We start from the raw sequence: 15,527 nt of genomic DNA, 5'->3' as shown, positions 1-15,527 counted from the left end.
ACTTATGAGTAGAGAACATTTTACTCTCTTGTTAAAGAATTCTAATTTAGAAGATTTGATAGAAGCGGAAGATTTTTCCAATATGGAGTTAGTTTCTATTAAAAAAAATACAGCAGATAAAGAGTGGGTATTTAATTTTAAAACCGATAATTTACCAAATATTAGTAATTTCATGTCACTTATAAATAATATGAGAAAATCTTTTTTTGAAGATTATAAATTGAACTATTCCTTTGAATTGAATTATGAACTTAATGATGAAAAAGTAATAGAATACTGGCCTTTTGTCTTATCAGAAGTTTTTATAGGTAAGGAAAATATAATAAATCGTATACTTTCTAATGAAGTTGAAATAGAGAAGAATCAGATAAAGTTAGAGATTAATACCCCTAGTATTTGGCAAACTAATATAGAGCCTAATAAAAAAGCAATTTTGCATATCTACAAACATTTGGGATCTAACATTATAGATATAAAGCCAAATTATAAGCAAAATAACTCCTTAGCTGATTTTGAAGAAGAGATTGTAAAAGAGTTGGCTAAGTTAGAAGAAATGGCATCATTACAACAATCGAAGAAAAAAGAAACAGTTGTATCTACAAAATCTTATCCAACTAGAAGATCATCTTCTATTACCAGTATTAATGACTCTAATATTAGTGAAATTAAAGATCTTGCTGGACATACTGGACAGACTACTATATTTGCACAAATTTTTGAATCAGAAAAGCAAGACTATAGAACGGGGTCAAGCCAATACAGACTTAAAGTAACTGACTATACGGATTCTATAATTGTTAGGGTATTTTCTAATGGAGACAATGCTAAGTTTAAGACTAGTCCTAAGAAACAAGAGTTAATTGACCAAATATCAGGTTTGAAGAAGGGCCAATGGATAAAGCTCGTTGGAGACTTAGTCTATGATAATTTCTTAAATGATACGGTATTAGAGCCAACTATATTAGAAGTAGCAGATAAGAAAGAAAGACAAGATATCTATGATGGAAAGAAACGTATAGAACTTAATGTGCACACTCAAATGTCACCACTTGATGGAATAAACTCTGCATCGGATTATTTAAAAAGAGCAGAACTTTGGGGACATGAAGCTATAGCATTTACAGATTCTTATGGAGTTCAAGCTTATCCAGAAATTTGTAATTCATCAAAAGGAAAAGATATTAAGCCCATATACGGTTTGAATGCTTTTTTACTAGATGATTCGGTTACAGTAACTACTAATCCTAGAGATATATTTTTAAAGAATGCAACTTATGTAGTATTTGACGTTGAAACAACTGGTCTTTCTGCAGAGAGGGATACTATAATAGAGATTGCTGCTATTAAGGTTAGGAATGGAAAAGAAGTGGACTCTTTTGAGTCATATATTAATCCACAAATAAAAATATCAGAGCTTATAACTAATATAACTAGTATCACTAATGATGATGTAAAAGATGCACCCTTAGAAGAAGAGGTAATGAGAGATTTTTACAATTGGTTAGATGATGGAGATATACTGGTAGCCCATAATGCTGCTTTCGATCTAGGTATGATTGGTAAATCTTTTGAAAGATTAGGAATAATGAGTGAGCTTAATTATTCAAGTATAGATACTCTAGTATTATCGCGTGCTATTAATAAAGAAACATCAAGACATGGTTTATCAGCCTTATCAAAATTTTACAAAGTTAGACTTGTTCAACATCACCGAGCTATCTATGATACTAGAGCAACGGTGGAAGTATTTTTTAAAATGCTTGATCAACTAGCTGCTATGGGAATAGAAAAGCATGATCAAATAGATGATAATATTGATTTGAAACTTGCTCATAAGAGAGCAAGACCTTTCCCAGCCTCAATACTTGTTAAAAATGCTCAAGGATTGAAGGATTTATTTAGATTAGTTTCATATTCTTCAACTGAATACTTATCAGGAAATAAGCCGACAATACCTAAGTCTTTATTGGCTAAGTATAGAGAACATCTATTAGTAGGAACTGGTAATAAAGATAATGAAGTATTTGAAGAATTACTTAACTCAAGAGAAGAGAAGTTAATTAAAACTTTGGAATTTTATGATTATGTGGAAATTCAGCCTAGACAACACTATAATAGATTTATTAGTATGGAAAGGCTGTCTGATAATGATGAATTAGAAAATGAGCTTAAGAGGCTTATAAAAATTGCTAAAGAAGCGGATAAATTGGTAGTAGCAACGGGAGATGTCTACTATCTAGATGAATATCAGCATGTGTACAGGCAGATACTAAGGCTGTCTGTTAAGAATAATCCAGCTGCAAGGGACATAATGCCAATGGCTAATTTTCTAACAACAAGAGAAATGCTTAATGAATTTGCTTATCTTGGTGATGCTGAATTAATAGAAGAGATAGTAATAGACAATACGCATAAGATTAATGATATGATTGAACTTGTAGTACCTCTTAAGAAAGATTTATATACTCCGAAAATTCCTGGTGCTGAAGATGAAGTAAGGAATATGTCTTATGAAAAAGCTCGTAAAATCTATGGAGATAAATTACCTGATATAGTTGAGAAGAGGTTAGAAAAAGAGCTAGATTCAATTATTGGAAATGGTTTTTCTGTAGTATATTTGATTTCATCAAAACTTGTTAAGAAATCCTTATCAGATGGTTATCTAGTAGGTTCTAGGGGTTCTGTTGGATCTTCCCTAGTAGCTACTATGATGGATATTACAGAGGTTAATCCGCTTGTTCCCCACTATGTTTGTCCATCTTGTCAGCACTCTGAATTTTTCTTAAAAGGAGAGTATGCATCAGGTTTTGATTTACCGAATAAGGATTGCCCATCATGTTCAGTTAGAATGAAAAAAGATGGACAAGACATTCCTTTTGAAACCTTCTTAGGATTTAAGGGAGACAAGGTTCCGGATATAGATCTTAACTTTTCTGGGGAATATCAGCCGATAGCCCACAACTTTACTAAAGAGATTTTTGGAGAAGATTATGTATATAGGGCAGGAACTATTTCTACCGTAGCCCAAAAAACAGCATATGCATTTACTAGAGATTATTTTGAAAAAAATGAAATTGATAAAAGAAATATTGACTTAGAACGTATAGCTTCAGGTTGTGAAGGGGTTAAACGTACAACAGGTCAGCATCCAGGAGGGATCCTAGTTGTACCCAATGATATGGAAATCTTTGATTTTACTCCTTATCAATTTCCAGCAGATGATGCAACATCATCTTGGAGAACAACTCATTTCGACTTTCATTCGATTCACGATAATATTCTTAAATTTGATATACTTGGTCATGATGATCCAACTATGATTAGGAAGTTACAAGACCTATCGGGAATTGATCCAACTGAAATTGATGTATCAGATCTTGATGTTATGAAGATATTTTCATCTCCAGATATACTAGGAGTTTCTAGTGAAGATCTTGGTTGTGCTACAGGAACATTGGGTATACCAGAGTTTGGTACTAATTTTGTTATCCAGATGCTTAAGGATACCAAACCAACGACTTATTCAGAATTGGTTCAGATTTCTGGACTTTCACATGGTACAGACGTATGGTTAGGTAATGCACAAGAATTAATAAAAAAAGGGATCTGTACACTAAAAGATGTTATTGGATGTCGTGACGATATTATGGTTTACTTGATTTATGCTGGTTTGGAAGAAAGTTTAGCCTTTACTATTATGGAATCTGTTCGTAAAGGTAAAGGATTGAATGATGATTGGGAAAAAGTGATGAAAGAAAATAATGTACCAGATTGGTACATTGATTCTTGTAAAAAAATTAAGTATATGTTCCCTAAAGCTCACGCATCAGCCTATGTATTAATGGCATTACGTATTGCCTGGTTTAAAGTTCATAAACCACTTATCTACTATTGTGCTTATTTTTCTGTCAGAGCAAATGATTATGATATAAAAACAGTAGTTATGGGAAAAGACTTTTTAGGTAAAAAAATAAAAGAGATTAAGGAAAGGGATAAAAGTGAAGTATCTGGTAAGGATTTATCTTCATTAGTATCTTATGAAATAGCTTTTGAGATGTTACATAGAGGATTTACTTTTTCAAAAATTGATTTAGAAAAGTCTCAGGCCTTTTCTTATGTAATAGAGGGAGATACACTTATACCACCATTTTCAATAGTTCCGTCATTAGGAGAGAACGTTGCACTTAAGATAGTACAAGCTAGGGAGGAAAAAGCCTTCTTATCAGTAGAGGATTTCTCTAAGAGAGGAGGCGTATCTTCAACAATTGTAGAATATTTACGTGATTTAGGAAGTCTTAAAGGGCTACCTGAAAAAGCACAATTATCATTTTTTGATGATTTGTTTTAATAAAATTAAATTGGACTTGTTTTTAATACAAGCATAAAAAGATGATAGAAACTAGTTTCTATCATCTTTTTTATTCCTAGAATAGTAGAGGGAATATGAATGTTGCAACTAAAGCTGCGATAACTCCATATGTTAGCATAGGGATAGCTGTTTTTTTCATAATTGCTCCTTCTTGATTGGTAACGTTAGAAACTGAACAAGCAGCTATAATGTTATTGATACATGTCATATTACCCATAGCTCCTCCTACTGATTGAACGGCAAGGATTGTTCCTGCAGAAAGCCCAGTAGTTTCAGCGATTGATAACTGAACTCCACCGAAGATTAGGTTAGAGATTGTATTAGATCCTGAGAAGAAAGCTCCAATAGATCCTAGGTAAGAGGCGAATAGTGTCCAGTTAGAACCGGTTGCATCTGCTAATGCAAGACCGATAATTTTAACCATTGCTTTATCTCCACCGATAAGCATGAATTTAACCATGATAACTCCCCCTAATAGAGCTAAAAATGGAAGTTTAATTTGATCAAATGTATCTTTAAGCATAAGTGATACATTTCCTTTCATCTTAGGATAAAAGGCTAATAGTAAGAATACAGTTAAGAAGAATGGAATCAATGCTGGTGCGTATAGTAATTCATATCCTTCAGCTTCTTTTGTTCCTAATACGTTAGTTAATGAAACTTTAATTGCTTTGGTTACTGATAATGTAGCAAAGCCTAAGTCTGTTTCAAATAATATTTCTTTAGTTCTAAGTGCTCCTTTAATTCCTAATTGTTGAATACGAGTAAGAACTAGAATAACAATTAATGTAAGGATTGGTAGAAGTGCCATAAATACTTGATTAAATGGAATCTGTTTAGTTTCTATTGTTTGCCCTTCTAAATGATTAATATCTTTATTAGAAAGTCCGATTCCCAACTTAGCAGCTATAACTGATAGTAAGAATCCGATAGTACCACCAACTAGTGATGGAAATTCATAAGAAACGGTTGCCAATAGTGTCATTGGTACTGCACAAGAAAATGTAGCCAAGTATGCGAAAGCTAAGTTTCTTCTAACTGTCTTCCAGTCGAAAACAAATAATAAGGCCATAATAGGTATCACAAACCCAGCAATCATGTGAACAGTTGCTGCTTTAAGTCCAATTTCTGTAATCATTGCTTCTGATAGTCCTAATGAACCAAATCCGAACCAAGTTGGAGTTCCTACAGCACCAAATGAAACGGGAATAGAGTTGAAGATTAATACGGCAACTACTACTTTAATTGCCGGATAACCAAGTCCGATAAGGATTGGAGCTGCGATGGCAGCTGGTGTACCAAAACCTGAAGCTCCTTCGATAATGAATGCGAATGCGTATCCTATTAACATGAACTGAGCAACTGGATTTTTAGTAATAGATTCTAACCATTTATTAATTGTTTCTTGTGAACCTGATAATTGCATGAATCTATTGAATAATACTGCACCTGCAATAACTGTAATTGGTGTTAGTACTGCAAGTGATCCAGTAATAAGACCAGAGTTTAATAGTGCAAAGTCAGTCTTGAACCAGAATAGGTGTACTAGATATACTAGTAAAGCTGTTGCTGGTAAGGCTATGTATGATGGGATAGCGTTTTTTTTTGTCATCATCCATATTAATAAAACTATGGGAATAATACTTAATAATACATCCATAATAGTATCTCCTTTAATTGTAAAATTTATTTAGATTACTATTTACTAAAAAAACAAACAATGAATACATTTTCAGTAAATGCTTACATTAATATAATAATGTAAAAATATGAGTTTGTCAATAAAAAAAATTAAATATTATAAAATTTATGATATAAAAGATTTACTTTTATGTTTTTCTTAATTATAATTGAAGTAGTAATAGAGGTGGTATCATGATAAAAGAAAAGAAAAATTTATACATATATGAAAATGAAATAGTGAAATTTATATTTACAAAAAGAGATGTGGATGCCAAAGATTTTCAGCAAATGGATAAACTTTTGAGAGAAAATAATTTCAATTATAAAAATTTGTCCTACGTAAAGCAGGTTCATGGTTGTGAAGTGGTCTCTATAAAGGATAGATTATCTGATTTTTCTATAGAATCTGATGCTTTGGTAACTAATGAAATTAAGAAGCCTTTAATGATTTTTACAGCTGATTGTGTACCATTGGTTTTTTATGATGAAAACAAAAAAGTTATAGCTTTAGCGCATGCTGGTTGGAAGGGGACTTATTCAGAAATAGCAAAGAATACTTTGGAACTTATGGTCGATAAGTACACTTCTGATGTAAAAGATATAAAAGTTATTATTGGGCCGCATATTTTAGTAGATAATTACAAGGTATCTGAAGAATTGATTGAAAAATTTTCTTCTTTAAAAGTTGATAAATATTATAAAGAAAAAAATGGAGAATTTTATTTAAATCTTGAAACTATTAATAAGCAAATATTAATTCGTAATGGTATTTTAGAAGAAAATATAATATCAACAGGTTTATGTACTGTAGCAGATAATGATAAATTCCTATCTTATAGAAAAGATAAGGGAACTGATAAAAGAATCGCAACGGTTATAGAATTGAAGTAAGGGGTAAGTATGTCAGACATAAAATTAGTAGAGCAAATATCATCTTTTAAAAAGGTAGCAGTAGGGGATAGTAGATGGAGACTAGCTTTTTATAATATTGCTAAGGAGTTTTGGAATATGCCGGAGCACTATATAGTTGTCGATAGAGAGTCTTATGAAGTGGGACTTAGCTTACCCTTAATGAGAGAATATAAAGAGACAGTTGCTATGCAATTTTTCAGCTCTTATTCTAAGGCTCAAGATTTTGTTGAAAGACAAGGAGAAGATTTTATTGTTGACGGCAAGAAGTTAATTTATAGATTAAGGCAAGGAGCTTTTAGACAGGTTTTTGCTCCTTTTTTAGCCCAGCAAAATTTTAATTATTTAATTAATGATCCAGACTTACACTTTTTAGATACTTTTGAAAGATTGATTGCTGTGATGGAAGCAGATAGTCAGTATATAGTAGATGATGAACAAAGAAAATTATTACAAGAGGGGGATATTAAAGCTTTCTTTGTAGATATTTGTGAAAAATATTTAGTTTATGTAGGGTAAAGGGGAGGTTGCTAGCTTATAGTCTAGCAACTTCTTTATTTTATAGTGGTAAGTTATATGGTATAATTATTTTAGAAAATTTGCAAAGGATTGAGAAAATTTGAAATATATAGTATGTAATAGTGAACAAGCTGTCTACAACAGGGTTTATGATGAGTTGGAAAGATTTATAGAGGATGGTGCTGTATTTTCTTTTTCAGATAAGATAATTAATAGTCAGTTTACTAAAAGAATAATTAATGAATATGTTAGCGGTAAGTACAGCTATAAGCATGTTATTTTTTTAGGACAAAAGGAAATAGCAGGTATTTATAAGGAAGAAGACAAGTCTATTTATCGCTCTATGAAGAAAAATGTATATGATAAACTTCGTGTTGAATACAATAATTTATATTATCCGGAAAATACGACTAATGAATGTGTATCTAGGTATAAAGAAGTTTTAGAAAATTACCCTATAGATGTTGCTTTAGTTTTTATGGATTCTTCTGGATATATCTTGAATTATAATAAAATAAGCGAAGATAATAGAAATGTGCATACATATAAGGTATCGGCCAGGGAAAAAAATGAAATAAGAAAAAGACATGCAATTGATGTAAAGAGTGATTCTATAATAAGTATTGGTTTTGATGATATTATGTCTGCTAGAAATATTTTTTTAATAGCTTTAGGTAGAGATAAGAAGGAACATGTGGCAGGAATTTTTAGTGATGAAGAGAATGATAGTGTTATTGCTTATTTAAAAAAACACCCTAATTTAGTTGTATTTGTAGATAAAGAGGCAGGATTTAAGTCTGAAGATGAAGTTGCTAAGATCATTAAGAGTAAAAATAGTAAAAAAAGAAAAGCAGAATTAGAAAGACAAAAAAGATTGAAGGAAGTGACTAAGGAAGAAGAAAAATAATTGTTATTTGATTGGAGTTCAGTATGATAGGCTATCAAAGTTTTGATGATTTATATAAGAGTAAGACTACCAAGGAACTTACTTTAATAGCTAAGGAAATAGGCTTGACTAGATATTCAAGTTTGAATAAGAAGGAACTAGTTTTAGCTATTTTAGAAAAAGAAATGGAAAAGGATGGTAATTATTATTTAACGGGAGTTTTAGATGATATTCACCCAGAACAGGGTTTTGGTTTTCTAAGAACAGTTAATTATAATAAAGGCGAGTCTGATATTTATATATCTGCTTCTCAAATTCGTAGATTTGAACTAAAAAAGGGAGATGAAGTAAGAGGAAAAGTAAGAAAGCCTAAGGAAAATGAGAAGTATTACGGCTTGTTGCAAGTTGATTTTATTAATGGTCTTAATGCAGAAGAAGTTAAGTCAAGACCACATTTTCAAGCTTTAACTCCTATTTACCCAGATAAGAAGATAAGATTGGAAACTGTTAAGGAAAAATTGGCGACACGTTTTATAGATTTAGTTGCTCCGATTGGATTTGGGCAAAGGGGGCTTATTGTAGCGCCACCTAAGGTTGGAAAGACAAGTCTTATAAAGGAAATTGCTAATTCTATTAGAAAAAACTATCCAGATAAAAAGTTAATAATTTTGTTAATTGATGAAAGACCAGAAGAAGTTACAGATATGGAAAGGTCTGTTCAAGGTGCTGATGTAGTGTCATCGACTTTTGATGAAAGACCAGAAAATCACATTAAGGTGGCAGAACTTGCTATTGAACATGCTAAGCGTAGAGTTGAGATAGGGCAGGATGTTATTGTACTTATGGATTCTATAACAAGGTTGGCACGCGCTTATAATATTGTATCACCTAGTTCAGGTAAGGTTTTATCTGGAGGGGTTGATCCTTACAGTTTACATAAACCTAAGTCCATATTTGGTTCTGCTAGAAATGTTGAAGGTGCAGGAAGTCTTACTATTATAGCAACTGCTTTAGTAGACACTGGTTCAAGAATGGATGATTTAATTTTTGAAGAATTTAAAGGAACTGGTAATATGGAGTTGGTATTATCTCCAGAACTTGCTAGAAAAAGAATTTATCCGGCTATAGATTTTTCTAACTCCTCCACTAGAAGGGACGACTTGCTATTAAGTGAAGATGAGGTAAAGGTATTAACTAATACAAGGCTTAAATTGTCTGATGTTACCGAACCTACTATAGGTGTTTTAAATTATTTATCTAAGCATAAATCTAATGATGATTATGTTAAAGAAATGATGAAATTTATTGATAAAAATTAGGAGGAACTATGAGATTATTAGACGAGATTTTGGATTATAATAGAAAGTTTGTAGATAATGAAGAATATGTTAGGTATCAAACAGAGGATAAATATCCAGCTAAAAAGGTAGTAATGGTAACTTGTATGGATACTAGGCTTGTAGAGTTATCTACAAAATCTTTAAACCTTTCAAGTGGAGATGTTAAGGTAATCAAGAATGCAGGAGCTATCTTAAGCCATCCTTATGGTTCTATTATGCGTAGCCTTATCGTTGCAATTTATGTGCTAAAAGCAGAGGAGATAATTGTAATGGGGCATTATGATTGCGGTATGCAAAGTGTTAATACTAACTCTATGATTAAGGAGATGTGGAAACGTGGAGTATCTAATGAAACATTCAAAATTTTAAAATATTCTGGAATTGATTTGCAAGAATGGCTACAAGGATTTGAGGATGTTAAGGACAGTGTAAAGCATGATATTAACATGATTGTAAACCATCCTCTAATTCCTAAAAATGTTTATGTACATGGTTTGGTTATTGACCCAAGTACAGGAAAAGTGGACTTAATTGAGAATGGTTATGATAGAAAAATGGAGGATGCTCGACCTAATTTTTAAGTTTTCGTAGTTACTTGAAAAGTATGGCTCGGAGAAATTATAGTGAGATTAGTTAGGCTAGTTTTGAGGTTGTCTGAGCATACTACATAAATAAATATGTAGAGAGATAATAAAATATTAACTATTTTGTATAGGATAAAAGGAATAAGATTTAGAAATAATAATCTTATCCTTTTTTATTTGTAAAAATATTCTATAATCAATTAATTTATAAATCCAACTAGAAGATCATACTAGGTCTTTTAAGATATAGTATTTCTATTTAACAATTTAATTTCGATTGAAAATCAGCGACAAATCTCATAAAAAATGAAAACTTTTGAAAACAAACTAACACTTTACAAACATTTACAATTGGTGTATAATTTAGTGAAATATATTTTTATGAAAAGGATGTGAATTAAATGGCACAGCAAGGAATGAAGAGAAATCTTCAATCTAGGCATATCACTATGTTAGCAATAGGAGGTTCTATAGGGACAGGTCTGTTCATGGGATCAGGAGCAGTTGTTAGCCAAGGAGGATCTTATCAAGCTGTATTATCTTATATTTTAATTGGAGTACTTATTTATTTTTTAATGTCGGCTCTAGGGGAGATGGCTAGTTTTTATCCAGTATCTGGATCTATTTCAGCTTATTCTGGAAGATTTGTTGATGAATCATTAGGATATGCAGTGGGTTGGCTATATTATGTTATGTGGATTTTAGTAGCGGGTATTGATATTATAACAATGTCCAAGTTATTGCAATTTTGGGAATATTTTCAGCAATTTTCTACTTTAACTTTATCATTCTTCTTTTTAGCGGTTTTATATTTAATAAATATGTTAAGTGTTAAAATTTTTGGTGAGGTTGAGTACTGGTTAACTATTGTGAAAGTATTAACGGTTATAGTATTTAGTTTGACAGGTTTTGCTCTTATTTTTGGTATTTTTGGGAAACAAGCACATGGGCTTTCTACATTTGTAGCGAATGGTCAAGTTCAGGGATTCTCATTTTTAGGATTATTTGCTATTTTATCGACTGCAGCTTTTTCATTTGGAGGAACAGAAGCAGTTGTTGTTACCGCAGGAGAGTCTAATGAACCAGCTAAAACAATGCCTAAGGCAGTAAATCAAGTCTTTTGGAGAATTTTAATTTTCTATGTTGCCACAATGTTTATTATTTCAGCTGTTATTTCTATAAACGATCCGAGATTAATTGGTGGGAAAGGTGTTACAGCTTCGCCGTTTACATTGGTGCTGGAGCAAGCAGGTTTAGGTTTAGCAGCAACTTTAATGAATGCTGTAATTGTTTCTTCTGTATTTTCAGCAGGGAACTCTGCCGTTTATTACTCTAGTCGACAATTATATTCTTTAGCTGAAAAAGGATACGCACCTAAATCATTTGCTAAATTAAGTTCTAAATCTAGCCCTCAATTAGCTGTAGTAGTTAGTATTGCAATAATTGCTCTATCGTTCTTATTTGAATACTTCAACAAGGATGGCTACTATATGTTATTATCTCTCGTAGGAGTTATTGTGGTATGTGTTTGGATTGTAGCTGTTTATTCTCAAATAAGATTAAGAAAAGCTATTAAGGTTCAAAATAAATCGATTTACGATGTTCTGCCCTACCAAGCTAAGTTTGGTGTGGTAGGTTCTTATATTGCTTTAGTATTATTTGTAGCCTTAATTATTTTTCAAGCGTATGCAGATTATACATCGGGTGGAATGGCTAAAGCCATTTCTGATATTTTACCACCAATGATTTTATTGACAGTATATTTTGGTCATAAATTAGCTACAAAAACAAAAACAATTAGTCTAACAGAAATGGATATATCTAAATATAAAGGATAGTGTTTTGAAAAAAGGTTAGGATTTTTCCTAACCTTTTTTACTCAAATGTAAAATTCTAAAAAGTTGTTTAAAAAACTTTACATCTGTGTGATAAAAGTGTACAATTACTAGGTAAAAATTTTAATAAAGGATGTTATTTTTATGTCAAAGCAGGGAATGGAGAGAAACCTGAAGGCAAGACACATCACTATGCTTGCTATAGGTGGTTCTATTGGAACAGGACTGTTTATGGGATCAGGAGCTGTTGTTAGTCAAGGTGGATCCTATAAAGCTGTACTATCATATATTTTAATTGGAGTACTTATTTATTTTTTAATGTCAGCTCTAGGGGAGATGGCTAGTTTTTATCCAGTATCTGGATCTATATCTGCATATTCGGAGAGATTTGTTGATTCTTCCTTAGCAAATGCAGTAGGTTGGTTATATTATATTATGTGGATTTTAGTAGCCGGTATAGATGTAATAACCATGGCTAAGTTGCTACAGTTTTGGGAATTCTTTCAACAGTTTTCTACTGTGGGGATGTCTATTTTTTTCATTATAATATTATATCTTATTAATATGTTGAGCGTTAAAGTTTTTGGGGAAGTCGAGTTTTGGCTTACTATTATTAAGGTATTGACAGTTGTAGTTTTTATAATAACTGGATTTGCTCTAATGTTTGGTTTGTTAGGAAATAAAGTTCATGGTTTATCAACTTTTATTTCTAATGGGCAAGGTGAAGGTACATCATTCTTAGTTTTCTTTGGTATTTTAGCTATTGCAGCTTTCTCTTTTGGTGGTGTTGAAGCAGTTGTTATTACTGCGGGAGAATCTGAAGAACCAGCTAAAACAATGCCTAAAGCAGTTAATCAAGTTTTTTGGAGAATTTTAATTTTCTATATTGCCACCATGTTTATTATTTCAGCAGTTATTTCTATTAATGATCCAAGATTATCGGGGAAATCTGGAATTTTAGCATCACCATTTACTTTGGTTTTTGAGCAAGCAGGTCTAGGAATAGCTGCAGCTCTAATGAATGCTGTAATCATTTCATCGGTATTTTCAGCTGGTAATTCTTGTGTTTATTATGCAAGTCGTCAGCTATATTCTTTAGCGGAAAACGGTTATGCACCTAAGATATTTAATAAATTAAATTCTAAATCTACACCTAACAGAGCAGTTTTAATAACGGTTGTTTCAGTAATTTTGTGTGTATTTTTTGAAAAATATAATAAGGCTGGATATGGTTTGCTATTATCTCTTGTAGGAATTTTGACTATCTGTATTTGGTTAGTTGCCTTATATGCCCATATTAGATTAAGAAGAGCGATTAAGATACAAAATAAAAATGAGGCAGAAGTTTTACCTTATAGAGCTAAATTTGGGGTTTTTGGTTCCTATTTATCCTTAGTTGCTTTTGTATTATTAATAATTTTACAAACTTATGCTGACTTTGTAAGTGGAGGCTTAATGAGTGCATTCTATACTATACTATCAGTTATTATATTGGCAGTTGTATATTATGTTTACAAGTTGATGAAAGGGATAAAAACAATTAAGTTAAAAGATATTGATTTATCAAAATATGAAAAATAAGTCTAAAAAGTTAGTTTTATAATTATAAAACTAACTTTTTTGTTAAACTGAATATAGGTTAAATTTATAGTTGAGGAGCTGATTTTAAAGCATTATTGACTATAAATCTAGTAATGAGTTCAATAGTTTTCTTATGAATTTAGACTGGGAGAAAATCTATCACGCTCTTTCGCTTATCTATCAATATAGCTTAAGTTTTACGAGTATAAATTAAAGTATCTTTTAGCAGGAATAAAAATATAAAGTTTACTCTCTATCAATAAAAATTTAAGTCTTCTATATAATAGTTGATTGAATATTAAAGTTTGTGAAGTAGAGGCCTTAGATAATTATTTATTTTCTTGCATATATATGATAAAATTAGATATAAAATACAATGTTTAGGAGTAATAAAATGACTACTTTACCAAATTGTCCAGAGTGCAATTCAGAATATACTTATGAAGATGGGAATATGTTAGTATGTCCTATGTGTGCTTATGAATGGTCAGCAAACGATTTCTCTAATGAAGAGGAAGTTAAAGTTTACCGTGATGCTAACAGGAATATATTACAAGACGGAGATACTGTTACAGTAATCAAAGATCTAAAAGTAAAAGGAGCATCATCAGTTTTAAAACAAGGAACACGTGTTAAAAATATAAGATTAGTAGACGGAGATCACGATATTGACTGTAAAATTGATGGTTTTGGAGCAATGAAATTGAAATCGGAATTTGTAAAGAAAATATAGACCGTAAATTTATTTAAAGAGTTATCTAGTGAATTTTTTAAAAAAATATGGATAACTAAAATATTTTTCAAATTTGTGTAAACCTCTGACTAGGTTCTTTCTTGCGTTTTTTATACATAAAAATTTTAGAAGTACGTTTATAAAGTAAAAAAAAGTGGCGATAGCAAAGAGGATACACCTGTACCCATACCGAACACAGAAGTTAAGCTCTTTAGCGTCGACTGTAGTTGGTCTTACGACCTGCGAGATTAGAACGTTGCCAGGCAATAGTAGAACCCTTAGGGGTTCTTTTTTTAATTTTTTAAGAAGTAATATATTAATTTTTTAAAAAAAATCAAAAAAAGTATTGACAGTAGGAGAGTAGTAGTATATAATAGAAAAAGTCTTGAGAGAGACAGAAAAGAATATAAAGAAATAAGCGGGTGTAGTTTAGTGGTAAAACCTCAGTCTTCCAAACTGATGTTGTGAGTTCGATTCTCATCACCCGCTCCAGATTTGAACATTGAAAACTAAAAGAATTAAGTCAACGTTAATTCCAAAAGGACAGTCTTAAAAGAAAGACTATAAAGAACTTTAAGAGCTAATCAAGCTAACAAAAATAATTTTGGAGAGTTTGATCCTGGCTCAGGACGAACGCTGGCGGCGTGCCTAATACATGCAAGTCGAGCGAAGTTTAAGAGATGCTTGCATCACTTGAACTTAGCGGCGAACGGGTGAGTAACACGTAAAGAACCTGCCTCATAGACTGGGACAACTACTGGAAACGGTAGCTAATACCGGATAATATATTTCTTTGCATGAAGGAATATTGAAAGTCGGTCAAGCTGACACTATGAGATGGCTTTGCGGTGCATTAGCTAGTTGGTAGGGTAAAGGCCTACCAAGGCGACGATGCATAGCCGACCTGAGAGGGTGATCGGCCACACTGGGACTGAGACACGGCCCAGACTCCTACGGGAGGCAGCAGTAGGGAATCTTCCGCAATGGACGAAAGTCTGACGGAGCAACGCCGCGTGAGTGAAGAAGGATTTCGGTTTGTAAAACTCTGTTGTTAGGGAAGAATGATTGTATAGTAACTATATACAGTA

At 31.9% G+C, this 15,527-nt stretch carries 10 protein-coding genes, 1 tRNA gene and 2 rRNA genes; 12 read left to right on the top strand and 1 reads right to left on the bottom strand.

The window, feature by feature from the left end:
- Positions 1 to 4: 4 nt before the first annotated feature.
- On the top strand, positions 5 to 4,348 hold the full coding sequence (locus HZY82_RS01185) for a PolC-type DNA polymerase III (RefSeq protein ID WP_179938439.1): 4,344 nt from the start codon (positions 5 to 7) through the stop codon (positions 4,346 to 4,348).
- Between the two features lie 76 nt (positions 4,349 to 4,424).
- On the opposite strand, the gene HZY82_RS01180 is transcribed toward HZY82_RS01185, so the two are convergent.
- Positions 4,425 to 6,029, bottom strand: a complete 1,605-nt coding sequence (locus HZY82_RS01180; RefSeq protein ID WP_179938437.1) for an L-lactate permease — start codon at positions 6,027 to 6,029, stop codon at positions 4,425 to 4,427.
- Positions 6,030 to 6,244: 215 nt separating this feature from the next.
- Between HZY82_RS01180 and pgeF the strand changes: the two genes are divergently transcribed.
- The 11 genes from pgeF to HZY82_RS01125 form a co-directional block, all read left to right on the top strand.
- Positions 6,245 to 6,943: a peptidoglycan editing factor PgeF gene (gene pgeF / locus HZY82_RS01175; protein WP_218925224.1), complete on the top strand. Its 699-nt coding sequence runs from the start codon at positions 6,245 to 6,247 to the stop codon at positions 6,941 to 6,943.
- Positions 6,944 to 6,952: 9 nt separating this feature from the next.
- Positions 6,953 to 7,480, top strand: a complete 528-nt coding sequence (locus tag HZY82_RS01170; RefSeq protein ID WP_135156520.1) for a hypothetical protein — start codon at positions 6,953 to 6,955, stop codon at positions 7,478 to 7,480.
- Between the two features lie 100 nt (positions 7,481 to 7,580).
- Positions 7,581 to 8,387 carry a 6-phosphogluconolactonase gene (locus HZY82_RS01165; protein ID WP_135156522.1) on the top strand — a complete coding sequence of 269 codons (807 nt, stop codon included), beginning with the start codon at positions 7,581 to 7,583 and terminating at the stop codon, positions 8,385 to 8,387.
- A 23-nt stretch (positions 8,388 to 8,410) separates the two neighbouring features.
- Positions 8,411 to 9,685: a transcription termination factor Rho gene (gene rho / locus HZY82_RS01160; RefSeq protein WP_179938435.1), complete on the top strand. Its 1,275-nt coding sequence runs from the start codon at positions 8,411 to 8,413 to the stop codon at positions 9,683 to 9,685.
- Between the two features lie 8 nt (positions 9,686 to 9,693).
- A complete protein-coding gene (locus tag HZY82_RS01155) occupies positions 9,694 to 10,287 on the top strand; it encodes a beta-class carbonic anhydrase (protein WP_179938433.1) in 594 nt (197 codons plus the stop codon).
- Positions 10,288 to 10,691: 404 nt separating this feature from the next.
- Entirely contained in the window at positions 10,692 to 12,128 is a 1,437-nt protein-coding gene (locus HZY82_RS01150) for an amino acid permease (RefSeq protein ID WP_135156528.1), read from the top strand.
- Positions 12,129 to 12,269: 141 nt separating this feature from the next.
- Positions 12,270 to 13,706, top strand: coding sequence for an amino acid permease (locus HZY82_RS01145; protein WP_179938431.1), 1,437 nt, complete (start codon positions 12,270 to 12,272; stop codon positions 13,704 to 13,706).
- Positions 13,707 to 14,100: 394 nt separating this feature from the next.
- Positions 14,101 to 14,439 carry a zinc ribbon domain-containing protein YjdM gene (locus tag HZY82_RS01140; protein WP_179938429.1) on the top strand — a complete coding sequence of 113 codons (339 nt, stop codon included), beginning with the start codon at positions 14,101 to 14,103 and terminating at the stop codon, positions 14,437 to 14,439.
- A gap of 150 nt (positions 14,440 to 14,589) precedes the next feature.
- Positions 14,590 to 14,704, top strand: a 5S ribosomal RNA gene (rrf, locus tag HZY82_RS01135).
- A gap of 153 nt (positions 14,705 to 14,857) precedes the next feature.
- Positions 14,858 to 14,931, top strand: a tRNA-Gly gene (locus HZY82_RS01130).
- A 109-nt stretch (positions 14,932 to 15,040) separates the two neighbouring features.
- Positions 15,041 to 15,527 (top strand): 16S ribosomal RNA (locus HZY82_RS01125); the annotation flags it as partial.

This window comes from Gemella sp. GL1, from assembly GCF_013415365.1.
In the GTDB taxonomy this organism is placed as follows: domain Bacteria; phylum Bacillota; class Bacilli; order Staphylococcales; family Gemellaceae; genus Gemelliphila.
Note: the sequence above shows the minus strand (reverse complement) of the source record. Positions and strands in the feature narration are given on the sequence as shown.

Coding starts and splice junctions, on each gene's coding strand:
- HZY82_RS01170 (WP_135156520.1), top strand. CDS start 6,953: ATGTCAGACATAAAATTAGTAGAGCAAATATCATCTTTTAAAAAGGTA.
- HZY82_RS01185 (WP_179938439.1), top strand. CDS start 5: ATGAGTAGAGAACATTTTACTCTCTTGTTAAAGAATTCTAATTTAGAA.
- HZY82_RS01140 (WP_179938429.1), top strand. CDS start 14,101: ATGACTACTTTACCAAATTGTCCAGAGTGCAATTCAGAATATACTTAT.
- HZY82_RS01150 (WP_135156528.1), top strand. CDS start 10,692: ATGGCACAGCAAGGAATGAAGAGAAATCTTCAATCTAGGCATATCACT.
- HZY82_RS01180 (WP_179938437.1), bottom strand. CDS start 6,029: ATGGATGTATTATTAAGTATTATTCCCATAGTTTTATTAATATGGATG.
- pgeF (WP_218925224.1), top strand. CDS start 6,245: ATGATAAAAGAAAAGAAAAATTTATACATATATGAAAATGAAATAGTG.
- HZY82_RS01155 (WP_179938433.1), top strand. CDS start 9,694: ATGAGATTATTAGACGAGATTTTGGATTATAATAGAAAGTTTGTAGAT.
- HZY82_RS01145 (WP_179938431.1), top strand. CDS start 12,270: ATGTCAAAGCAGGGAATGGAGAGAAACCTGAAGGCAAGACACATCACT.
- rho (WP_179938435.1), top strand. CDS start 8,411: ATGATAGGCTATCAAAGTTTTGATGATTTATATAAGAGTAAGACTACC.